The organism is Pseudomonas sp. LBUM1663, from assembly GCF_059695905.1.
This window is the reverse complement of the sequence record NZ_CP166792.1, coordinates 4,143,762-4,164,810: the sequence shown is the minus strand read 5'-3', so window position 1 is coordinate 4,164,810 and position 21,049 is coordinate 4,143,762. Positions and strand designations below refer to the sequence as shown.

The following is a 21,049-nucleotide window of genomic DNA, read 5'->3' as shown; positions in this document are numbered from 1 at the left end:
AACATGCGTTCAATCTCCAGTGTCGGCCGCAGCGATGCATCGGTTTTTAACGTTCATGACGGGGGAGGACAAGCGGATGGCGCAGGATATTTCGTTCAGTGTTCGCAACAACAATGGCGACGCGGTGCAGGTCGGCGCCTGGCGTTTCGAGGGCGACGGCAGCGGGCCGAAGGTGCATTTGCAGGCAGGGGTGCATGCCGACGAAATCGCCGGGATGCTGGTGCTGCATCTGTTGATGCAACGGCTTCAAGTCGTCGAGGCCGAGGGCCGGCTCAAGGGCAGTGTGACGGTGGTGCCGCAGGCCAATCCCCTGGGCATCGGGCAGTTTCGCCAGGGGCGGATTCTCGGTCGCTTTCACGATGCGACCGGGCATAACTTCAACCGGTCGTTCGACCAGTCGGCCGCGATGGAGCAACCTTCAACCAACGTCCAGGAATGGCAAAAAAGCCTGGTGCAACTGGCGGCCACCGCAGAGGTGATGCTCGACCTGCACACTGATGACGAAGCCTTGCCCTACCTCTACGTGCACCGCCGTTTCTGGCCCGGTGGCCGCGAACTGGCGGCGGCGATGAAGATGGACGTGGCGATCATCTGGGATGACGGCGGCGACGGCTCCTTTGAAGAAACCATCATCGCGCCGTGGCTGCGTGATGGCGTCACCGAGCAGCGCATGGCCGCGACCCTGGAGCTGCGCGGGCAGGGCGATGTCAGCGACAGGTTGGCCGAGCAGGATGCCGCGGGACTGTACGCCTGGCTGTGCAGTTACGGGGTCATCGACGAAGCGCTGTCACCCGCTGACTGGCCCGTCGAAGCGATGGAAATGGGCCAGATGGAAACCATCCTCGCGCCGCAACCCGGGGTGCTGATCTTTGAAAAGGAACTGGGCGACTTCGTCGAGGAAGGGCAGCGCTTTGCGCGGATTCTGCGACGGCCCGGTGATTCGTCTTCCGAAGTGGTGCTGGTGGCCGAGCAAGCGGGGCGGATGGTCACACGCTATCGGGACCGGCTGGTGTCGCAGGGCATGGTGGTGGCGAAATTCACCGGGAGCCGTATTTCGCGCAACTGGAGTGGCAGGTTGTTGGACCCGGACTAGGTGCAGAGCATTTGGTCAGCCTGTTGGCCACCTCCGCTGAAGATAAGCGGGGTGGCCTTCACACTAGTTCCCATCCGCCACTTTGCGTTGTATCTCGTCTACTTTTCGTTGGATCGCCTCGGCTTCATTCTCTTCGGGAGGCGTTGTTTCATCGACCTCTTCGGCGTCCCTGTCCTTCCGATCCCTTTCGGTGTCACTGACACTGTCATCGTTGTTCATCGTGCGTACCTCCGTTGACCTACACATTGGATGCAGCACCTGGGAGGGAGTTCGAGATTTTTTCCTGGAGGCAGCCGCGCACGCAATCCAGGCTTCGGACTGTAAACTGTCCGCGCAAAAGGCATCGACCGCCTCTTTACCACCTCAAGCACGAGATCCCCCATGGCAAACCAAGACATCGCGTTTACTCCTGATCCTGACGCGGATTCCATCTCCTCCGACGTCACCGGCTTCGGCGGCATTCTGGTCTCCACGCAGATTCCCACCCGCGCCGACGGCAGCCTGGAGCTGGGCGACATCACCCTGCAAAGCGAATGCACGTTGCAGGCGCTAAAGGTCGCGCTAGAAGGCGCCGGCAGTTCCATGGACAGGGTGCTGCACCTGACCATCTACCTCACCGACATGGCCGACCGCGCCGCGTTCAACGAGGTTTATAAACGCTTCTTCGCCAAACCGTGGCCGGTTCGTGCCGCCGTCGGTGTGGCCGCGTTGGCGGTCGAAGGCATGCGCGTGGAAGTCACCGCAATGGCCGCCAAAGCCTGACGGCGCGGGTCAGGCGTGATGAAAATCCGCCTGACCCAGTTTCAAAAACACCGACCATTCATGCCTCTGCGCGACAACCCTTATCCCTCTACGAAAATTAGTTTCGCCTCGTTTGAAAATCACGTCTCGAAATGTTTTATGAGTTTCACAACCCATTCGACGTGACCCTTTCGAGGAGTACCGCATGACCCTGTCTTTCGGCTATTGGCTGCTGGTGTATGCCGCCATCGCCATCATTGCCCTGATCGTTCTGATCGCCCGTTACCGACTCAATCCGTTCATCGTGATCACCCTGGTGTCCATCGGCCTGGCGCTGCTGGCCGGAATGCCGCCGTCCGGCGTGGTCGGCGCTTACGAGGCCGGGGTTGGCAAAACCCTGGGGCACATTGCGCTGGTGGTGGCGCTGGGTACGATGCTCGGCAAGATGATGGCCGAGTCCGGCGGTGCCGAGCAGGTGGCGCGGACCTTGATCGACCGTTTCGGCGAGAAGAACGCGCACTGGGCGATGGTCTGCATCGCGTTTCTGGTCGGGCTGCCGCTGTTCTTCGAGGTCGGTTTTGTGTTGCTGGTGCCGATTGCCTTTACCGTGGCCCGCCGGGTTGGCGTGTCGATTTTGATGGTTGGTTTGCCGATGGTCGCCGGGCTGTCGGTGGTGCATGCGCTGGTGCCGCCGCACCCGGCGGCAATGCTGGCGGTGCAGGTGTATGGGGCGTCGGTGGGGCAGACCTTGCTCTACGCGATTCTGATCGGCATTCCCACGGCGATCATCGCCGGGCCGCTGTACGCCAAGTTCATCGTGCCGCGCATTCAACTGCCGGCGGAGAACCCGCTGGAGCGGCAGTTCCTCGACCGCGAACCGCGCGACAGCCTGCCGGGGTTCGGCATCACCATGGCGACCATTCTGTTGCCGGTGGTGTTGATGCTGATCGGCGGCTGGGCCAACCTGATCTCCACGCCGGGCAGCGGTTTCAACCAGTTTCTGTTGTTCATCGGCAACTCGGTGATTGCGCTGCTGCTGGCGACGCTGCTGAGTTTCTGGACCCTCGGCATCGCCCAGGGCTTCAACCGTGAATCGATCCTCAAATTCACCAACGAATGCCTGGCGCCGACCGCCAGCATCACCTTGCTGGTCGGCGCCGGTGGCGGTTTGAACCGGATTCTGGTGGACGCCGGGGTCACCGATCAGATCGTCAGCCTGGCCCACGAATTTCACCTGTCGCCGCTGATCATGGGCTGGCTGTTTGCGGCGTTGATGAGGATCGCCACCGGCTCCGCTACCGTGGCGATGACCACCGCGTCAGGCATCGTCGCGCCGGTGGCCATTGGTCTGGGTTATCCGCATCCGGAGTTGCTGGTGCTGGCGACGGGCGCGGGCTCGGTGATTTTTTCCCACGTCAACGACGGCGGCTTCTGGTTGATCAAGGAATACTTCAACATGACCGTTGCCCAGACCTTCAAGACCTGGACTGTGCTCGAGACCATTATTTCGGTGGTGGCTTTCGCGCTGACCGTGGGTCTTTCTTACCTGATTTAAACCGAACACTCCGATCGCTTTCCTCAAGGCTCATGGTCACCCATTGAGCGCGTCATCGTGCGCGCCGCAGTTGGGTGCCAAGGGCGGAGAGCGGTCGCCAAACAGTCAAAAAAACAAAAAAACACCCTGGAGCTCCGTATGTTCAAGCACGCAATCCCCACCGCATTTTTGTTGGCCACAGGTTCGATGTGCGCACAGGCAGCCGACACCACCCGCCACGGATTTCTCGAAGACAGCAAAGCCAGCCTGTCGATGCGCACCTTGTATTTCAACAGCGACAACCGCGACGGCGCCGCCGAGCCCTCGAAAACCGAGGAAGCGGCGCAGGGGTTTGTGCTGCGCTATGAATCCGGGTTTACCCAAGGCACCGTTGGATTCGGGGTCGATGCCCAGGCGCTGCTCGGGGTTACGCTGGACAGCGGCACCGGGCGCCACAACGGCAGCGGCATGATCCCGACCGATGGCGACGGCGCGGCGGACGCCTGGAGCAGCTTCGGCCCAACGGCGAAGATGCGCATTTCCAAAACCGAATTCCGCTACGGCACGCTGCTGCCAAAATTGCCGATCCTGATCTCGAACGATGCCCGGGTATTGCCGCAGTCGTTCACCGGTGCGCAGATCACTTCGAACGACATCGATGGCCTGATGTTGACCAGTGGCGTGCTTGAACACGCAGTGGGTCGTGCCTCGACTGACCGCACCGGACTGTCGGTGGCGGGCAGCACCCAGGACAGCAACAAGTTCTACTTCGCCGGGGGTGACTACAACGTCACCAAGGACCTAAAGGCGCAGTATTACTTCGCGCAGATGGAAGACTTCTACAACCAGAACTTCTTCGGCCTGACGCATGTGTTGCCGATCGATGGCAAAAGCTCTTTCACCACTGACTTGCGTTATTTCCGCACCACGTCGACCGGTGCCAACAGTTCAGCCGCAGGCAGGGCGCAGGGTTATCGGGTGTCGGGTTACACCGAGGACAACAACGGTGAGATCGACAACAACACTTGGGTGGCAATGGTCACCTATGCCAACAATGGTCATGCGGTGTCGCTGGGGCATCAGCAGGTGGGTGATGGCAGCAACTTTGTTCAGCCGAACCAGGGCAGCCTGATTGATAAGGGGGCGGGTGGTGGTAGCGTTTACCTGCCGACGGATCGGATGATCCAGAGCTTTGCCCGTGCGGGCGAGGAGACCAATTTCGGGCAGTACAGCTATGATTTCGCGCCGTTGGGGGTGCCGGGTTTGAAGGCGACGATCGTGTATCTGAAGGGGACGGGGATCAAGGCGCAAAACGCGGGGGATCAGTCTGAGTGGGAGCGTGATATGACGCTTGATTACGTGCTGCAATCGGGGTCGCTGAAGGGGCTTGGGTTTAGTTTGCGTAATGGCAAATCGAATACTGATGCGGGGCGGAATGTGGATCAGAATCGGTTCATCATTAACTACACGCTTTCGCTGTTGTAACCGCGTTTTGGTCGCTGGGGTCGGGTACATATCCGTTTTTGCGGTAATGGCTTCTATTGGTTCCGCCCTTACGGCGGGTTACTTGGGGCTTTTCCAAGTGACCCGCCGTAAGGGCGGAACCAATACCCGCCGTAACCGAAATAACGGATATGCCCCCTCTCGATCACACCAAAAACAGCTAGCCGACGAACTGAACACATCACTCATCATTTCATTGGAACTCCCCATCCCCCCCTTCGTCATCTGCAGTGAGGGAGCCTGGCACTCATTGCGAACTCCCGGAACGCTTGATTAAAAAAACAGAAGGCGAGGGATGACATGAATACTTCAGACAACACCACCGGGAGTCAGCCAGACCAGCCCAACTCCCCAGGGCCAGAGCCAGGCTACCAACACTTGAAGGAGGACGTAACGGAGGCACTAGAGGGCGCACGACAACAGGCCGACGCACAGTTCGGACAATACCGCGACACCGCCGCCGATCAGATCGAGGCCTTGGCCAAGGGCGCGAAATCAGTGGTCTCCGAACTCGAAAGCAAGGACACCCTCGGCATGTCCGACTACTTGGCCGACATGGCGGAATCCATGAGTGGCCTGGCCGGAAACCTGCGCGGCAAAAGTGCCGAACAGCTGCTGCATGAAGGGGCCGAGCTGGCCCGCAGCAATCCAGGGCTGTTCATTGCCGGCAGCATTGCGCTGGGCTTCGGTCTGTCGCGATTCCTGAAGGCCGGCAGTTCCCCGGCGGCCACCTTCACCGATGCCAACAACCCGGCAGCCGGACACTCGATGCCGCCGTCAGGCGGCTTTGGTGCGCAACGTCCCTATGAAACCTCCGTCGCATCACGCACTGACAACACGCCGGCCTCACCGAGCGATTATGACCATCCTTCGGACTTCGCGACGACCTCGACACCGGGTTCGACAAACTTCAATGGAGCACTGTGATGAACAGAGAAGATCCAGATTTTCCAGGCTCAAGACCTGTGCACGCGCCTGACCATGACGCTTCGGTCGTCGGCCTGTTACGTCAGTTATCCCGTGAAGTGCCCGCGCTGTTCACCAAGGAACTGGCGCTGGCCAAAGCCGAGCTTCAAGCCAGTCTCACGACGCTGAAAGCCGGCATTGCCGGGGTTGCGGGGGGGGCAATTGTCCTGTTGGCGGGGTTCATCATTTTGTTGATGTCCGCGGTCTATGGCCTCAGCACCGTGATGGCGCCGTGGCTGGCGGCGCTGATTGTCGGCGTGGTGGTGATGATCGTCGGGTTCGCCATGCTGCAGTCCGGGAAAAAACAATTCGAGCCGTCCCACTTCAAGCCTGATCGCACGCTGGATGCCTTGAACAAAGACCAGGAAGCCCTGCGGAGGAAAGTCTCATGAACAATGAATTCGACACCGAAGCGGCAAAAAGCCCCGAAGCCATCGAGCGTGAAATCGACGCTCAGCGGGCGAGTATCGGCAACATTGTCGATGCGCTGGAAAGCAAGTTCACCCCTGGCCAGATGTTCGATCAGGCGCTGACGATGATGCAAAGCAACGGCACGACATTCCTGACTAACCTGGGGACCAGCGTTCGCAATAATCCGGTTCCCGCCGTGCTGACATCCGTCGGTTTGCTGTGGTTGATGATGAGTCAGAATCGCCCGCCGTCACCCCGTCCAGGCTATCGCGTAGGTCCGGATCAGGACAAAGTCGGAGAATGGGCCGATGGCCTGGCTGACGGCATCGACAGTGCGCGTGACCATTTGCACCAGACGGCTGACACGCTCAAGGACGGTTATCAGAACATCAAGGGCAAGGCCGCCCACCTGGGCGACAACCTGGGGGCTGCCACTGACAACATCAGCCATGCCGTGCATGACGCCAGTGACCGATTGGTCCGCAGTACGCAGGTGCTGGGCACTCAGTTCAGTCAGTTGTTGAAGGAGCAACCTTTGATGGTCGCGGCGGCGGGCATCGCCTTGGGCGCCATGCTGGGCGCGGCATTGCCTTCGACAGCGACCGAGCAACGCTACATGGGCAAAACCAGCGCTGGCCTGGCCGACAAGGTAAAGCAACAGGCGAGGGAGGGATTCGAGGCCGTGCGCGATACCGTCACCAAAACCACCGACCACTCGGACGTAGATACGAAACCGGAAGGGGAGTACCGCGCGGCCTCCGATACGCCAGCCGATCTGTCCCGAGGTTTGGGTACCTCATAAAGCGTGGCATGAACGGCGGGAGGTCTGGCACACATCTCCCGCTTTTCTTCCGATTGCCGAGGCCCGTTGAACGATGAAAACGCCTCGGGGAAAAGTGGCGGCTGGCTGAGCCTGATTTTCGGGTCGGCCCTTGTGGGTATCACGTGTGCAAGGCGAGAGGAGAATCGATGGACAGACACCTGAAGTTTGGCATCGAAGAGGAATACTTCATCACGGACCTGGCCACCCGGCGCATGGCCGAGAATCCTCCCGTTGCTTCGATTGAAGCGTGTCAGGTGGTGCTCGGCGATTGTTTCGCCCATGAGATGTTCAAGGGACAAATCGAAGTCGCGTCGCCCATCTTCACCGGCGTCGCGCAAGCAGCGGAGTACCTGTTTTCTGCGCGCACAAGGTTGCGGCAAACGCTCAAAGGGTACGGGCTGGGACTGCTCAGTACCGGTTGCCATCCGTTGGCCGACTGGCGTTTGCAGCACGCCACCGACCACCCGCATTTTGTTCATCTGTTTGAAGACTACCAGCGCGTGGCAAGGCGCAGCGTGCTGTCCGGCCTGCACGTGCATGTTGAAGTGCCTGGGCATGTGGACCGTATTCAGGTGATGAACGAAGTCTTGCCTTGGATGCCGTTGTTGTTGGCACTAAGCACTTCTTCACCTTTCTGGGACGGCGCCGACAGCGGCTTCATGAGCTACCGGCAAACGGCGTGTGATGAGTGGCCACGGATGGGCATTCCGGAGTTCTTCGAAGATCAAAGCGCCTATAACGCCTACGTCGCCATGCTGATTCGCACGGGCACCATCAAGCAGGCGGGCGATTGCTGGTGGGGTTTACGCCCCGCCGCGAAGTACCCGACGCTGGAGATGCGCATGACGGACGCCTGCCCACGCCTGGATGACGTCTTGTGCATTGCCTCTTTGTTTCGCTTGCTGGTGGCCCATGCCATTGACCAACCCCGCCCGGGATCGAGTTATTCGCAAACGTCGCAATGGATCCTCAAGGAAAATCGGTGGCGGGCGAAACGGTCGGGCATCCACGCCTCATTCATCATCGAAGGTTACGACCGGCCATTCTCTGCCGAGCAATGGCTGTTCAGGGCGCAACAGATTCTGGGGGACACGGCGCAGAAGATGGGCGTGGAGGATGTGTTCGTCCAGGCCCGCCGGATTGTCCGGGACGGCACCAGTGCGGACCGGCAGCGGAGTGTCTATGCGCGAGCCGTGCGTGGGGGAGAGGGTGTTGACGCCGCGCTGTCGCAAGTCGTGGATCAGTTGCTGATGGAAACGTCGCAAGCGCCGTGCATCAGTGAAATGGCGCTCACCTAAGACAATCTCCAGCCGAACAAGCCCCCTATGGCGAGTAATGCTGTTCACTTAAACGCAACGTCGTATCTGTGGCGAGGGAGCTTGCTCCCGTTGGACTGCGCAGCAGGCCCTTTTTGGGGGCGCTTCGCGACTCAGCGGGAGCAAGCTCCCTCGCCACAGGGTTCTTGTTCGACTGGAGATTGTTTTGGATCAGCGAGGGTTTGAGTTTTTGGATTCTGGCGCATTGATTGCGAGGCGGGATTGGAGCCTGCACTGGCCCAATCCCGCTCGCCGTTTTCTCAGCTCGACAACGGCGGTGTCCGAGGCGGGATCATTCGTTTGCTGCCGACCGACTCAAACGCCGAAGCAAAGCGCAGCAGCGCTGAATCGTCATAGGCACGACCGGCAAAGGTCAGCCCGACCGGCATGCCAATGTCCGGCATGACGCCCATCGGCACCGTCACCGTCGGCACGCCGAGGTGGCGGATGGCGAGGTTGCCGTTGGCGACCCACACGCCGTTACTCCACGCGATGTCCGCCGACTGCGGATCGACATCGGCATTCGCCGGCCCGACGTCGGCCACTGTCGGGAACAACACCGCATCCAGATTCAGTCGATCCATCCAGTCTTCCAGGTCGATTCGACGTGTCTCTTCCAGCCCGCGCAGGCCGTCCGGCAGCGTGGTGATCTGGTCCCACGGCGTGAGGCCACGCTCGGCCATCTTCACGTATTCGTCCATGCCTGCGGCGAGGTCGTCTTCGCGATTGGGCAGGGTGCCCGGGTCGTGCGGGAAGATCAGCGGCCCGTCGACATCGGCCAAGCGGTGCAGTTTCGGATCACCGTTGGCCCGCAGAAAATCATCGAACGCCCAGGCCGACAGGTCCCACAACTCATGGTGCAGGAACTCCTTGGACACCAGGCCACGGGTGAACACGGTCGGCGCGCCCGGACGATCGCCTTCGCAATTGGAGACCAGCGGGAAGTCGACGTCGATCACTTCGGCACCCGCTGCTTCGAGTGCCTTGCGAGCCTCTTCCCAGAGGCCGATCACGCTAGGGCGGGTGTTGATTTTCTGCCCGGTCGGGCCACCAATGCCTGGCGCCGCGCTGGTGCCCGCTTCGGGGTCTGCGTTGATGTACATGCGCGGCACGCCGAAGCGTTTTCCAGCGAGCACGTCGGTGTTCACGGCCAGTTCGGCATAGGAAGCAGGGCGCACCGAAGCGACGCTCGGAATCGGCACCCACGGTTGCATCCGCCACAGATCGCCACGTGTGTCGGGGTCTTCCGCCACCACCACGTCGAGCACCTCAAGCAGGTCGGCCATGGTTCGCGCGTAGGGCACGACCACGTCCATCGTCGGCGTCAGCGGCCAGTTGCCGCGCACCGAGATCACCCCGCGCGAAGGTGTATAGGCGCACAAGCCATTGTTAGAGGCCGGACCGCGTCCGCTCGACCAGGTTTCTTCGGCAAGGCCGAAGGCCGCGAAACTGGCGGCGGTGGCCGTCCCGGCACCGTTCGATGAGCCCGACGCAAAAGGCGCCGTCAGGTAGTCAGCGTTGTACGGGCTCTCGGCACGGCCATAGACCCCGCGCTGCATGCCGCCATTGGCCATCGGCGGCATGTTGGTCTTGCCCAGGCAGATCGCCCCGGCGGCGCGCAGCCGTTCGATGGTGAAGGCATCGCGATAGGCAATCAGGTCTTTGAAGGCCGGACTGCCAGAGGCCGCGGTGAGGCCTTTCACCAGGTAACTGTCCTTGGCCGTGTAGGGAATGCCATCCAGCGGGCCGAGCGTTTCGCCCTTGGCCCGGCGTGCATCGGACGCTTGCGCTTCGTTGAGCGCTTCGGGGTTGCGAACCACTACCGCGTTGAGCGCGGTGGGCGTGTCGGGGCCGTCGTAGGCGTCGATCCTGGCAAGGTAGGCCTGGACCAGCTCAACCGCCGTGGTCTGGCCAGACGCCAGCGCCGCACGCAATTGGGCAATGGACACTTCGGTGACTTCGATCATGCTGTTACCACTGACGGCTGAGGGAGGAGGAGGTGAAGGTTGGCCGCTTGCCGGGTCTTGGGCTCAGGGGCATCACGTGTCTCAAAAGGGGTGTTCATATCGATTTCTCGTTGCACGGCAATACGCGACAGGGGCTGGACTTGAAACCTGGGCCGTCTATTTAGCACCAAGGCGGGCGCAGAAGGAAACGGTGAAACGGTTTATGCCTGTCACAAAGCTTCCTGTTCCAGCCATTCCAGGAACTCGGAAAAGCCGCTTGAGCGCTTCACCCGCTTTGGATAGACCAGCGTATAACGTCCGCCGGTGACGATTCGGCCGGCATGCACACGCGTCAGTTGCTGGGTGAGCAACTCGTCGCGTGTGAGCACGGCGTCGACGAGTGCGATGCCCTGACCACATTTCACCGCGACGATTGCGGACTCCAGCGTATCGAACGTCAGATGCGCGTTATCGGCCCCGGTCGAGCCCGGGTAATACTCTTCCCAGCGGCGCCAGTCCAGGCGATCCATGCTTGAGTCCACCAGGCGCCCGGTCTTGAGCACCTCTTCGGGGGTCGTCCCGACGAGCAATGCCGGCGAACACACCGGAATCAGTTCCTCTTCCCACAACTCCAGCGCTTCGAAGTCGGGCCAGGTGGCGGTTCCGTAGGCGATCATGGCGTCGATCGATTCGAACGCAAAGTCGGGAAAGCGGTGATACACCGTGTCGACGCTGACGGTCACCTCCGGGTGCACGGCATAAAACGCCGTCAGCCGTGGAATCAGCCAGCGCGCCGCCATCGTCGGGTGCGCGCGCAGGCTGACACTTCGCCCCACGGTGGCGAGCATGTGCGAGGCATCCGACAGCAGGCCGATGACCTGCTCCGCCACCGGCACCAGCGACCGGCCTTCGGCGGTGAGGACGATTTTGCGCGTGTGCCGCTCGAACAGACGGTTGTCCAGGCGCGTCTCCAGCTGCGCAATCTGCCGACTCACCGCGCTCTGGCTCAGGTTGAGCTGCTCACCGGCCTTGCCAAAGTTGCCGGTCTTGGCAACTGTCAGGAACGCCTGCAAAAGCTCGATGGATGGCAGTTGGCGGCTCATGTGTCTATGCGCTCCTCGCATGGGATTAATGCAGATACATCACTGTAACTTCAGATGATCGAGGCACATTCTTAGCCGAAATAACAACACGGCGCTACGCGTCATTTCCAACCTGGCGGTCCTCCTCATGAACACTCCAGCAGCGGCATTTGCCAAGGTCTCGGCAACCAGGGACGACCTCCTGCCTCGTGAAGTCGACGTGGCGATCATCGGCGGTGGCCTGATGGGGTGTGCGTGCGCGTACTACCTCAGCAAAGCGGGCGCCAAGGTGCTGGTACTCGAAAAAAGCCTGCTGGCGGGGCAGCAATCGTCCCGTGCCTGGGGCTTCGTTCGCCAGCAATCGCGCGACGAGGCCGAAGTGCCCCTGATGCAAGCCAGCATCGAGCTCTGGCGCTCGTTGGAGCACGAACTCCAGACCGACCTGGGATGGCGCAACGACGGCTGTCTGTTTGTTGCGGGCAATGAGGTCGAACGTGACGGATACGAATCGTGGCTGACGGTGGCGCGCAGCTTTTCGCTCGACACCGTGATGCTGTCGCCGCGTGAAGTGGCGAAGAAGCTGCCGGGTTACGCGGTCCCGCAACTGGGCGGTTTGTTTACCGCCAGCGACGGTCAGGCGGAACCCACGCTGGTGGCTCGCGCCTATGCAATGCGTGCCCGTGAACTGGGTGCACACATCGTCGAACAGTGCGGCGCCAAAGGCATCGATGTCGCCGCCGGCCAGGTCGTCGGCGTTGAAACCGAGCGCGGCTACGTGAAGGCAAAAACGGTGGTGTGCGCCGCTGGAGCGACGACGTTCCGCCTGCTGAAGATGCTCGGCATCTCCCTGCCGCAGCAGTTGGTCAGGGGCACGGTGGCGCGGACCACGGCCGGCCCGACGCTGAGCGGCATCTCTACGATCGCCAACGGTGTGGGCTTTCGGCAACGGCTCGATGGCAGTTTCAACATCGCCGACGACGCCCATGTCGATGTCGACATGACGCTGGGCCATCTGCGCGCCCTCCATTGGTATGCGCCTTCGCTTTGGGCGCAGCGCAAGTCGTTTCGCTTCCACTTGAACGGTGCGTGCCTGACGGACCTGCACCAGCGCATGCCGTGGTCGGAAGCGTCGCGGCTCGGCGCGGGCATTCACCAGCGCAATCCGCTTATCCACCCCAACGAAAAGGGGCTGGGAACCGCCATGCGCGCGCTCAAAGCCGCGTTTCCCGGGCAGGTGAATACGCAGATCGCCGACCGATGGGCGGGCGCTATCGATGTCTTGCCGGACGGCATTCCCGTGATCGACGCGCAAACGTCGCCACGGGGCCTGGCGGTGGCCACCGGATTCTGCGGCCACGGCTTCGCCATGGGCCCGATCACAGGCAAGACCCTGGCTGACTGGATCAACTCTGGCAACCCGGGCCTGGACATGCGCCAGCTGCGTCTGTCGCGATTCGCCGAGGGCGACGTCAAGCCGCCGTCTTCGCTGTTCTAGTCGATACCCACGAACCAACGCGCACGCGCCTTCCGGGGGAAACACCGTGAAACGACCTCTGACACCCGACATCTACTACGATCCCGCGTCGCTGGCAGGCAAAGCACCGCCGATCAGCGACGAGACCGATATTCTCATCGTCGGCGCGGGCCCAGCGGGGCTCGCGGCCGCCTTGACCGCCGCCGGGCAGGGCCTGCGCGTGACGCTGGTGGACGAAAACCCGGTGCCCCTCGAAACCATGGGCGAAGAGGTGCCGCTGCACTTCGGTGGCCGAATGGGCGCCGGGGTCGCTAACCGCAACAGCGTGCTGCAGACGCTGCTCGACGCCCGCCCGGAGATCGTCGAGGCGCTCGAAGCCGGGGTCGACGTGCGGCTCGGCACGGCGGTCTGGGGCCTGTTTCCCCAGCAACGCACCACGGCGTGGATCGAGGGCGCGGTCGCCGGCCTCGCCGATGACGAAAATGCCTGGCTGCTGCGCTTCAAGCAGGTGATCGTCGCCGCCGGAAGGCGCGACATGGGCCTCGCCTTCGATGGTTGGCATCGCCCCGGCGTCATGGGCGTCAGCGCTGCGCATCGGTTGGCGACGGTTTACGAGGCGCTGGATTGCAAGCGCGCGGTGCTGGTCGGCAGCGACACGCAAGCCCTGGCATCGGCCCACGCGCTGATCGGCAAGGGTGTGCATATCGTGGCAATCATTGAACAGGCCGCACAGGTGAGCGGTGATCCAACGCTCCTCAGGCTGCTGGTCGAGCAGGGCGCTCAGGTGTTGACGGGGCATGTCGTTCGCGAAGCGGTCGGGGATGCCTTCGGCGTCACGGGGATTTTGGTGGTCACTGTCGACGCGTCGGGTAGCCCCGTTGGCGGCGCTCTGACCGAGATCGAGTGCGACACGGTGCTGCTGGGCGTGGCGGCGATTCCGGCGATCGAACTGGTCGAGGCCGCTGGGTGCAGCACCTCATTTCAGGCCGACCGCGGCGGCCACGTCACCGACACGGACGCTGCACAGCGCACCTCGTTGCCGTTTGTTCTGGTGGCGGGCGATTGCGCCGGTGTCTGGGCCTCGAAAAGCCTCGATAACACGATTGCCCGGCGCGAAGGGCGGATCGCCGCATACGCCGCGTTGTCGGCGTTGGGGGTCGACCTTGCTCAGAACGACAAGGCGTCGGTGCCCGACGAACCGGTCTGTGATGTGGCTGCCAATCGCGAGGCCTGGGTGCGCGCGTCCACCGTCCATGCACAGAACGAACCCTTCGTTTGCCTGTGCGAAGAGGTCACGGCCAGCGAAATTCTCGGACAGCAACCGCCGCGCTATCTGGACTGGACACCCGCTGACGCCACCTTGCAAAACACCATGAAAAACGACTCGCCCAACCCGGACGTGACCAAGCGTCTCACCCGGGCCTGCATGGGACCCTGCCAGGGACGTCGTTGCCGCGAACAGGTGGCGGCCTTGCTCGGCATTGGCGCCGGGTTGAGTGTCGGCGACATTGCGCTGGCCTCGTTTCGTCCGCCGGTTCGTCCGCTGTCACTGCGACAGATCGGCCAGGTCGAGGAAGCGCCACCGATGCATAGCCGCTGGGATGCCTGGTTCGACATGCCGTCACAGTGGACGCCGTTCTGGCTGTGTACCGGCCAGCCAACCGTCGCCAGGCGGCCACAGGATGTCGTCGATCACTTGAACCCGCCGCACAACGAGGGCTGACACCATGCACGCAGTCAAGAAATCGTCCAACCGTGCGTCCGTCGTCATCGTCGGTGGCGGCGTGACCGGATTGAGCGCCGCCTGGTGGCTGGCGCGCGAGGGCGTCGATGTGCTGGTGCTCGATGCCCACCTGATTGGCTGGGGCGCCTCGGGCCGTAATGGCGGCGGATGCTCGCATCACCACAGCCCGCTGTTTCTCGAAGAACAGCGCCTGTGGCCGATGATGGACGAACTGCTCGGTTACCCGACCGAATATCGCCCGGACCGCATCAGTATCGACCTCACCGAACACCAGTTGTCACTCGACAAAAAAGTCGTGGACGAAGCCCAGTATTATGGGTTGCGCGTTGACCTCCTTGACCCTCAGGAGGTGCGGGAACTCGTGCCCTTCGCCGGCGACAACGTATTGGCGGGCTATTACTACCATTTCGGCGGCCACGCCAATCCGCACCGCACCCTGCAGGCCTATGCATGGGCGCTGCAAAATCTCGGCGGCCGTGTGCTCGAGCACACGCCTGTCGTCGCCATCGAACGCCAAGGCGACCGCGTGACGGGCGTGCGCACGGCACAAGGCTTGATCGCCTGCGACCACCTGGTGATTGCCGCCGGCCCACATACCGGCGAGTTGGCGGCCCAACTGGGCGTCGACATTCCGCTGGTCACCGCTCGCGCGGAGATGATCGTGACCGAACCGCTGCCGTTACTGGAGGTGGGGGGCGTGGATGGCAACGGTTTGTATGGTCGGCAGACCCTGCGCGGCAACCTGGCCTACGGGGGCGGCCCGCACGAATGGGTCGAGCTCGCCGATCTGCGCGGCACACGTCCGCAGTCGACGCCCCTGCAATGCAACATCGCCAAACGACTGGCCGAGCTGTTCCCCAAAATCGCTCACAAACGGGTCATTCGCAGTTGGGCAGGGTTCATCGAAAACACGCCGGACGGACGCCCCGTCATCGACCGTCCCGCCGCGCTGGATAACCTCACCGTCGCGACGATGTCCGGTGTCGGTTTCGGGCTCTCGCCGGCGAGCGGTCATGCCATTCGCGATCTCGTTGTCGACGGCGAATGCAGTTTTGCCGATCTGTCGACCTTTTCGCTCTCTCGTTTTGCGAGCCTGGAATCGGACTGGCAAGCGATCCAGGGATGGCTGCCGTTGCCGGTGCCCCAGGCGTAGAAAGGCTGTTTTGTACTGATGTTGAATCGTTTTATTTGCAACCATCCTCCTGAAAAAAAGGGATCGACCATGAAACGAATATTCCGCAATCTGGCTTTGCTGGCCTCCATCGGCCTGACGTTGAGTGCCTTGACCGCTCCGGCCGGCGCAACAGAAGACAAGCTGCGTTTCGGCGTTGCCGCCGAACCGTATCCGCCGTTCCTCGTCAAGACGCCCACCGGGCAATACACCGGTTTCGAGCCCGACCTGATCCGCGCGCTCTGCGAGCAGATGAAAGCCGAGTGCGAGATCAAGGAAGTGGCCTGGGACGGCATCATTCCGGCCCTGCTCGCCAACAAGTTCGACGTGCTCTTCAACTCAATGGGCATCAGCCCGGAACGGCAGAAAGTCATCGCGTTCTCGCGTCCGTACTACGAGACCACGGGGATCTTTGTCGCCGCGAAGGACGTCAACCTGACGCTGACACCGGAAGGCCTGGCCGGTAAATCCATCGGTGTGCAGGGCTCGACCACCAACGCCGAATTCATCCAGACCGCTTACGGCAAGGCATCGAACATCCGCATCTACACCACGCAGGATGACTGCAACGCCGATCTGTTGGCGGGCCGTATCGACGTCATGTTCCTCGACAAGCTCGGCGACATCGATTTCCTGAAGTCCCAGGACGGGTTGGCCTACGAGGAGAAAGGCATCGGCAGCGTCAAGATGGACCCCTTGCTCTATGGCCTGGGTGTCGGCGCGGGCCTGCGCAAGAGTGACACTGCACTCAAGGCGCGAATCGATCAGGCGCTCACGCAATTGCATGATTCGGGCGAGTACACGCAAATTTCGCAGAAGTACTTTCCGGTGGATCTCTGGCCACAATGAAACCTGGTCAACGGAAAGCAACTTGGGGGAATTGATTCAACGACCGGTCGCCGTATTTTCCAGTGCAGCGACCACCTGTTTCTCGATGTCCTGCTCATCCATCCCGCGACCGAAATGCTTGAGGTAGCGGCCCTGGCTGTCGAGTAGAAACAGGATTGTCGAGTGGTCCATCATGTACTGGTCCGGCTTGTCTCCGGACGGCACTTTCTTGTAATACACGTGATAAGCGTCGGTGATGCGCACGATGTCTTGCGCCGAGCCGGTCAGGCCGACGAAGTCTTTGGCGAAGTAGCCTACGTACTCCTTGAGTTTTTTCGGCGTGTCACGTTCCGGGTCGATGGTGACGAAAACCGGTCGCACCGTGATGCCTTTGTCTTTTTGCAGTTGCCGACTGATACGGGCCATTTTCGCCAGGTCAGTAGGGCAAATGGCCGGGCAGGTCATGAACCCGAAGTACAGCAACGCCGGTTGGCCAAAGCTGCGTTCGGTGACCCGCTGGCCATTCTGGTTGGTCAGTTGGAACGGCCCGCCGATGTCGGTACGGGCCGCCGCCGTGACGTCGCTCGCCAGCCCCATCAGCAACAGAAGGCCTGCCACGCGTAGGCTGTTCATCGCTCAATACCCTCCCGAATAGGTCAACGCCAGCCCGACCAGTTCAGACAGTTGGCCGTCCTCTTTCTGGGTGCCGGCGGACAGCCCGAGCTTGATCTGGCCGGTGATGTTGTAGGTCAGGCTCAGTTCGTTGAGGTAATCCTGGTGATCCGCGCCCCCGGTCGATTCGCGATGCTTGTCGGTGCGAGTTGCGCCAAGGGCCCAGTCGCCGAAATCGAACGTCAGCGAGGTGGTGAGGTAACGGGTGTCATTGCCTTTGATGCCATCTTCATTGTCGACATCGGCGAATTCGATGAAGGGCACGATATCGAAGTAACGCCCCGCCAGCGTCGGCTCCAGGTCGGTACTCGGCGCGTAGGCCCAGATGTAGCGGGCGGAGGCGATCTTGATGGTTTCATCGTCTTCACCCGGTGGATTGGCTTGCGTCTCGTCCTCGGCCTTTTTGTTGAACATGTAGCCGAACTGCGTTTCCAGATAAGGCACCGCCGGAATCGCCAGCCAGTTCACCGTCACCGCATAGGAGTCGAGCTTCCCGGTGTTCGAAGGACCACCGTCGCTGCGCTGGAGCTTCTCGCCATGGCGCAGGTAAGGCCGGCCGAGAAAAGAATTGTCGGCGGTGTAGACACTGACGTTGGGTTCGATCATGCCCAGGCGCTGATCGAAAAACCGATACGCCACCGTGCCGCCGAGCATGCCGTCGAGGTCGTAGGTGGCGACGTAATCATTGGTGTAGAGGCCGGGTGCCTGGTCCTGGGCTCGACCGAACGGCACGTGGTACTTGCCGACACTGAAGGCCGAATTGGCGTTGTTCTGGTAATAGTTGAGGTCGTTGATCACCAGTCCCACGTCTTCAAAAAAACGTTTCTGCCCAGGTTCCGGGCCCGCTATGGGGTTGATCTCGGTGGAAAACCGGATCTGCTGGTCGTGGGTGAAACGGAAGTAAAACGTGGTGTTGATGTCCGGGTAGGCATCCGTGCTGTTGCGATTGCCGCCCTGGGGCGAATCGGCATGCACGTGGTCATATTGAAAAGTCGCGTCGTAATCCATGCCGACGTTGGGGTATTGCCCGTCATCGGCCAGCGTCGATTCAACGGCACACACCGATCCCACCAGCAAAACAGCCAAGCGATAATTGCTCATGGCGCCCCCCTTTTACTTGATGAGCGGCTTGATCGGCGGGCTGGACGCTTTCGGGTCCTGTCCGGTGTTGCGCAGGTAGGAGCACAACTGGTTGTTTTCACCGTAAAGCCCGCCCAGGGGCTCAAGCTTGACCGCCTGCTCATAGTCCTCGGGCTTGACCACCTGGATTGCCTGCATCATGCCGCCGTCCTCGTGTTCGAGGATGTGGCAGTGGTAGACAAACTTGCCGAGAATCACCGGATCGCGAAACGGAATGCGCACGGTGATCGAGCCCGTGGCGGGGATGAACACATTGTCCCGGTAGCCGCTGAACTGCACCGGTTTGCCATTGATTTCGGTGACCTGGAAGTCCACCTGGTGAATATGAAACTGGTGCAATTCCTGGGACGGGTTGAACAGGCGCCACTCTTCCACATCGCCGAGCTTGACCGTGGTATTGACCCGGTCCAGTTCGAAGCGGGTGCCGTTGATCAAGAACGCGGTGGAGTCGGTGTCTGAATCCTGGAAGGCGAACTGACGCGTCTTGTTCACCGCGATCTTGCTGAAGTCCTCTGCCGGCGGATAGGCGCTGGTGATCTGCCGGGTCGCGACCCGTTCACCGCTGGAGCGCAACACCGCCAGTTTGGCCGCCGGGTAGTCATCGCCGGCCGGGCCGGTATTGCCGGAGCCTGTGTCGACTTCGTAGGTGCCTGCCGGTGGCCCGACCACCAACACGCTGAACCGCGCCGATGGCCCGATCAGCACCTGATCTGCGTCGACCCGGCGCGTGACGGTGTTGCCATCGCGCGACAACACCTGCACCGACTGACCGTTGATGCGAATCCGGAAATACTGGTTCGCCGCAATATTGATGAAATGCCAGAGCTGGGTTTCGCCGGGCTTGATGTCAATAATCGGCACTTCCTGGCCGTTGACCGTGCGAATCGACGGCGCGCTGGTGATGATGTCGCTGGCGACTTTACCCGTCAGGGTTTTCTGAAAGTTACGCAGGACCAGCACTTGTTCCTTGATGCCCTTGAGTTCGGGAAACGGATCGAGCATGCCGTCGACGAGGATCGGTCCGGCGATCCCGGCGGACACCTGACGCTGGGAGCCACCATGGAAATGGCTGTGATACCAGTAGGCGCCAGGGCTGTGATTGAGGGGCAGCTTGACGTTGTAGTCGCCGACCTGATGGGGCTGGGTCACGCGAAAAATATTGTCGCCCTGATCCAGGGGCGACACCTGCATGCCGTGGAAATGCAGGTTGGTGATTTCGTCCATGCGGTTATCCAGGCGGATCGCCATGGTGCCGCCCGGTCGCGTGCGAATCAGCGGCGAATCGTAGTCACCGTTGAACACCAGCGAAACATAACGCTCGTTCCCGACGTTGACCTGCTGTTCGGCCGCCGTCAGCGTGGCGTGGGTCACGCCGCTGGCATCGTAGGTGAATTCGGGATTCTGGCGCAGCGGTTGTGACGCAGGCTCAGCGGACTGCTGCGTCGCACAACCGGTCAATGCAAGCGTCAACACGCTCGCGCAGAATGCAAAGGGGCGGACGCTGAAAGCTCTGGGCATGATCGCGACCTTCGATGGCTTGGCAAGGAACTGCGTGCGCAGTTGGCCTGTACGTTGCCGAAGGGTGATCAGAAGACACCGCGCAAATGCGCAAGGCCACGTCCTGCATGGCGTTGAGAGGTTTTGCGTGCAACTTTTCGCAGCTTAGAACAATTCTCGTTACGCGCAAGTTTTGGGATCCAAGGAGCAGCGTCCAGGTGATGAGCAGCACATTTCTATCAGCATCAAAGGTCTTTTTTCGCCTCTTCATCGAGATGATGACCTTCTTTATGTCGTTCTTTGTCCAGTTTCTTCGCTTCTTTATCGATGTCTTTTCCGTCTCGGTCGACATCTTTGTCCACATCACGAACGTCTTCTCTGACGTCTTTCGCAACGTCGCCTTCGGCATTCGCGATGCCCATATGAACGATCAGACCTGCGCCGAGCAGTGATGTAACGAGAATTATTTTGAGGGATCGCATTTGATGGCTCCTTTTCGTCCACTGCGCGTTGTCATTCAAAGAGGAAAAAGTAGGCGGTTTCGTCCGATATTTCCAACCCGCTGGTCTGTGTTCGACTGGCTTGAATCATCGCGCCGGTTATCTGATTTCCCGGGTCGCAGAATGCCGATTTTGGCTTCTGGGTTACGCTGAACCTGACCAGATCAAAGGCCTTGGTTTCCATTCAATACACGTACTGAGTCAATGATCCTGCTCGGCCACGCCAATGAGCGTGACCGATAATCTCATCTGCAATGACGAGGTGGCTCGATGATTTCCGAACGAAACACCACGCTGGATGACGACATCTGTGTCCACATATTCGCCTCATCCGGGGCGATGGTAGGGGTCTGCCTCACCGTTGTCGGGATTCTTCGGGTGGTGATCAACGTCAGGCAGGAGGACGTTATCGGGCAGAACCTGTTGGCGATCAACGCGATCGTTTATTTGACGACGAGCCTGATTGCCTATTGGGCGCTACGGACCCGCAAGGCCAAGCGCAATTATCAACTGGAGCGCGTTGCCGACGGCCTGTTTTTGCTCGGGCTGACCTTGACCACCATCACGACAGGGTTCATCACGTTTGCCATGTCGACAGCGTGAGGCAG

21 protein-coding genes are annotated in these 21,049 nt (G+C 61.0%); 13 read left to right on the top strand and 8 right to left on the bottom strand.

Annotation, left to right across the window (positions count from 1 at the left end; all coding sequences use genetic code 11):
• The first annotated feature begins 76 nt into the window (after window positions 1-76).
• Complete coding sequence (locus tag ACA075_RS19125; protein WP_497294633.1) at window positions 77-1,093, top strand: M14 family metallopeptidase; 1,017 nt, start codon at window positions 77-79, stop codon at window positions 1,091-1,093.
• A gap of 63 nt (window positions 1,094-1,156) precedes the next feature.
• On the opposite strand, the gene ACA075_RS19120 is transcribed toward ACA075_RS19125, so the two are convergent.
• Window positions 1,157-1,312 carry a hypothetical protein gene (locus ACA075_RS19120; protein WP_497294631.1) on the bottom strand — a complete coding sequence of 52 codons (156 nt, stop codon included), beginning with the start codon at window positions 1,310-1,312 and terminating at the stop codon, window positions 1,157-1,159.
• A 162-nt stretch (window positions 1,313-1,474) separates the two neighbouring features.
• On the opposite strand from ACA075_RS19120, the gene ACA075_RS19115 reads away from it, so the two are divergent.
• The 7 genes from ACA075_RS19115 to ACA075_RS19085 all read left to right on the top strand — a co-directional run bounded on the left by ACA075_RS19115 (window position 1,475) and on the right by ACA075_RS19085 (window position 8,369).
• A complete protein-coding gene (locus ACA075_RS19115; RefSeq protein WP_109632739.1) occupies window positions 1,475-1,855 on the top strand; it encodes a RidA family protein in 381 nt (126 codons plus the stop codon).
• Between the two features lie 184 nt (window positions 1,856-2,039).
• The gene (locus tag ACA075_RS19110) at window positions 2,040-3,389 is read left to right on the top strand and encodes a GntP family permease (protein WP_497294629.1); all 1,350 of its coding nucleotides are present in this window, start codon (window positions 2,040-2,042) and stop codon (window positions 3,387-3,389) included.
• Between the two features lie 138 nt (window positions 3,390-3,527).
• Entirely contained in the window at window positions 3,528-4,853 is a 1,326-nt protein-coding gene (locus tag ACA075_RS19105) for an OprD family porin (RefSeq protein ID WP_497294628.1), read from the top strand.
• A gap of 318 nt (window positions 4,854-5,171) precedes the next feature.
• Window positions 5,172-5,798, top strand: a complete 627-nt coding sequence (locus tag ACA075_RS19100) for a hypothetical protein (protein ID WP_497294626.1) — start codon at window positions 5,172-5,174, stop codon at window positions 5,796-5,798.
• Window positions 5,798-6,229, top strand: a complete 432-nt coding sequence (locus ACA075_RS19095; RefSeq protein ID WP_083377121.1) for a phage holin family protein — start codon at window positions 5,798-5,800, stop codon at window positions 6,227-6,229. The genes ACA075_RS19100 and ACA075_RS19095 overlap by 1 nt, the downstream gene beginning before the upstream one ends.
• On the top strand, window positions 6,226-7,050 hold the full coding sequence (locus tag ACA075_RS19090; RefSeq protein ID WP_497294624.1) for a DUF3618 domain-containing protein: 825 nt from the start codon (window positions 6,226-6,228) through the stop codon (window positions 7,048-7,050). The genes ACA075_RS19095 and ACA075_RS19090 overlap by 4 nt, the downstream gene beginning before the upstream one ends.
• A gap of 167 nt (window positions 7,051-7,217) precedes the next feature.
• The gene (locus ACA075_RS19085; RefSeq protein ID WP_497294622.1) at window positions 7,218-8,369 is read left to right on the top strand and encodes a carboxylate-amine ligase; all 1,152 of its coding nucleotides are present in this window, start codon (window positions 7,218-7,220) and stop codon (window positions 8,367-8,369) included.
• Between the two features lie 278 nt (window positions 8,370-8,647).
• On the opposite strand, the gene ACA075_RS19080 is transcribed toward ACA075_RS19085, so the two are convergent.
• Together ACA075_RS19080 and ACA075_RS19075 are read right to left on the bottom strand one after the other, a co-directional pair.
• A complete protein-coding gene (locus tag ACA075_RS19080) occupies window positions 8,648-10,354 on the bottom strand; it encodes an amidase (RefSeq protein WP_497294620.1) in 1,707 nt (568 codons plus the stop codon).
• Window positions 10,355-10,563: 209 nt separating this feature from the next.
• A complete protein-coding gene (locus tag ACA075_RS19075; protein WP_497294619.1) occupies window positions 10,564-11,436 on the bottom strand; it encodes a LysR substrate-binding domain-containing protein in 873 nt (290 codons plus the stop codon).
• 127 nt (window positions 11,437-11,563) lie between these two features.
• On the opposite strand from ACA075_RS19075, the gene ACA075_RS19070 reads away from it, so the two are divergent.
• The 4 genes from ACA075_RS19070 (at window position 11,564) to ACA075_RS19055 (ending at window position 16,653) form a co-directional block, all read left to right on the top strand.
• Window positions 11,564-12,910, top strand: coding sequence for an NAD(P)/FAD-dependent oxidoreductase (locus ACA075_RS19070; RefSeq protein WP_497294617.1), 1,347 nt, complete (start codon window positions 11,564-11,566; stop codon window positions 12,908-12,910).
• A gap of 46 nt (window positions 12,911-12,956) precedes the next feature.
• Window positions 12,957-14,612 (top strand): FAD-dependent oxidoreductase, encoded by a 1,656-nt coding sequence (locus ACA075_RS19065; RefSeq protein ID WP_497294616.1) that lies wholly within the window; start codon window positions 12,957-12,959, stop codon window positions 14,610-14,612.
• Between the two features lie 4 nt (window positions 14,613-14,616).
• Entirely contained in the window at window positions 14,617-15,786 is a 1,170-nt protein-coding gene (locus ACA075_RS19060; protein WP_497294615.1) for an NAD(P)/FAD-dependent oxidoreductase, read from the top strand.
• A 69-nt stretch (window positions 15,787-15,855) separates the two neighbouring features.
• Window positions 15,856-16,653, top strand: coding sequence for a transporter substrate-binding domain-containing protein (locus ACA075_RS19055; protein WP_497294614.1), 798 nt, complete (start codon window positions 15,856-15,858; stop codon window positions 16,651-16,653).
• Between the two features lie 36 nt (window positions 16,654-16,689).
• Here the strand turns inward: ACA075_RS19055 and ACA075_RS19050 are convergent, their stop codons facing one another.
• The 5 genes from ACA075_RS19050 to ACA075_RS19030 form a co-directional block, all read right to left on the bottom strand.
• Window positions 16,690-17,265 carry an SCO family protein gene (locus ACA075_RS19050; protein ID WP_497294613.1) on the bottom strand — a complete coding sequence of 192 codons (576 nt, stop codon included), beginning with the start codon at window positions 17,263-17,265 and terminating at the stop codon, window positions 16,690-16,692.
• A 3-nt stretch (window positions 17,266-17,268) separates the two neighbouring features.
• Entirely contained in the window at window positions 17,269-18,405 is a 1,137-nt protein-coding gene (locus ACA075_RS19045) for a hypothetical protein (protein ID WP_497294611.1), read from the bottom strand.
• A gap of 12 nt (window positions 18,406-18,417) precedes the next feature.
• A complete protein-coding gene (locus tag ACA075_RS19040) occupies window positions 18,418-19,962 on the bottom strand; it encodes a multicopper oxidase family protein (RefSeq protein WP_497294610.1) in 1,545 nt (514 codons plus the stop codon).
• A 224-nt stretch (window positions 19,963-20,186) separates the two neighbouring features.
• A complete protein-coding gene (locus tag ACA075_RS19035; protein ID WP_497294609.1) occupies window positions 20,187-20,423 on the bottom strand; it encodes a hypothetical protein in 237 nt (78 codons plus the stop codon).
• Window positions 20,424-20,454: 31 nt separating this feature from the next.
• Window positions 20,455-20,625 (bottom strand): hypothetical protein, encoded by a 171-nt coding sequence (locus ACA075_RS19030; protein WP_497294607.1) that lies wholly within the window; start codon window positions 20,623-20,625, stop codon window positions 20,455-20,457.
• A gap of 86 nt (window positions 20,626-20,711) precedes the next feature.
• On the opposite strand from ACA075_RS19030, the gene ACA075_RS19025 reads away from it, so the two are divergent.
• Window positions 20,712-21,044, top strand: a complete 333-nt coding sequence (locus tag ACA075_RS19025; protein ID WP_497294606.1) for a hypothetical protein — start codon at window positions 20,712-20,714, stop codon at window positions 21,042-21,044.
• Window positions 21,045-21,049: the final 5 nt, after the last annotated feature.

What these genes read in the sequence shown, in the direction of transcription:
- ACA075_RS19125 (WP_497294633.1), top strand. Translation starts at nt 77, where the DNA reads ATGGCGCAGGATATTTCGTTCAGTGTTCGCAACAACAATGGCGACGCG.
- ACA075_RS19115 (WP_109632739.1), top strand. Translation starts at nt 1,475, where the DNA reads ATGGCAAACCAAGACATCGCGTTTACTCCTGATCCTGACGCGGATTCC.
- ACA075_RS19110 (WP_497294629.1), top strand. Translation starts at nt 2,040, where the DNA reads ATGACCCTGTCTTTCGGCTATTGGCTGCTGGTGTATGCCGCCATCGCC.
- ACA075_RS19040 (WP_497294610.1), bottom strand. Translation starts at nt 19,962, where the DNA reads ATGCCCAGAGCTTTCAGCGTCCGCCCCTTTGCATTCTGCGCGAGCGTG.
- ACA075_RS19105 (WP_497294628.1), top strand. Translation starts at nt 3,528, where the DNA reads ATGTTCAAGCACGCAATCCCCACCGCATTTTTGTTGGCCACAGGTTCG.
- ACA075_RS19070 (WP_497294617.1), top strand. Translation starts at nt 11,564, where the DNA reads ATGAACACTCCAGCAGCGGCATTTGCCAAGGTCTCGGCAACCAGGGAC.
- ACA075_RS19060 (WP_497294615.1), top strand. Translation starts at nt 14,617, where the DNA reads ATGCACGCAGTCAAGAAATCGTCCAACCGTGCGTCCGTCGTCATCGTC.
- ACA075_RS19055 (WP_497294614.1), top strand. Translation starts at nt 15,856, where the DNA reads ATGAAACGAATATTCCGCAATCTGGCTTTGCTGGCCTCCATCGGCCTG.
- ACA075_RS19035 (WP_497294609.1), bottom strand. Translation starts at nt 20,423, where the DNA reads ATGCGATCCCTCAAAATAATTCTCGTTACATCACTGCTCGGCGCAGGT.
- ACA075_RS19075 (WP_497294619.1), bottom strand. Translation starts at nt 11,436, where the DNA reads ATGAGCCGCCAACTGCCATCCATCGAGCTTTTGCAGGCGTTCCTGACA.
- ACA075_RS19080 (WP_497294620.1), bottom strand. Translation starts at nt 10,354, where the DNA reads ATGATCGAAGTCACCGAAGTGTCCATTGCCCAATTGCGTGCGGCGCTG.
- ACA075_RS19120 (WP_497294631.1), bottom strand. Translation starts at nt 1,312, where the DNA reads ATGAACAACGATGACAGTGTCAGTGACACCGAAAGGGATCGGAAGGAC.
- ACA075_RS19095 (WP_083377121.1), top strand. Translation starts at nt 5,798, where the DNA reads ATGAACAGAGAAGATCCAGATTTTCCAGGCTCAAGACCTGTGCACGCG.
- ACA075_RS19090 (WP_497294624.1), top strand. Translation starts at nt 6,226, where the DNA reads ATGAACAATGAATTCGACACCGAAGCGGCAAAAAGCCCCGAAGCCATC.
- ACA075_RS19100 (WP_497294626.1), top strand. Translation starts at nt 5,172, where the DNA reads ATGAATACTTCAGACAACACCACCGGGAGTCAGCCAGACCAGCCCAAC.
- ACA075_RS19030 (WP_497294607.1), bottom strand. Translation starts at nt 20,625, where the DNA reads ATGGAAACCAAGGCCTTTGATCTGGTCAGGTTCAGCGTAACCCAGAAG.
- ACA075_RS19025 (WP_497294606.1), top strand. Translation starts at nt 20,712, where the DNA reads ATGATTTCCGAACGAAACACCACGCTGGATGACGACATCTGTGTCCAC.
- ACA075_RS19050 (WP_497294613.1), bottom strand. Translation starts at nt 17,265, where the DNA reads ATGAACAGCCTACGCGTGGCAGGCCTTCTGTTGCTGATGGGGCTGGCG.
- ACA075_RS19085 (WP_497294622.1), top strand. Translation starts at nt 7,218, where the DNA reads ATGGACAGACACCTGAAGTTTGGCATCGAAGAGGAATACTTCATCACG.
- ACA075_RS19045 (WP_497294611.1), bottom strand. Translation starts at nt 18,405, where the DNA reads ATGAGCAATTATCGCTTGGCTGTTTTGCTGGTGGGATCGGTGTGTGCC.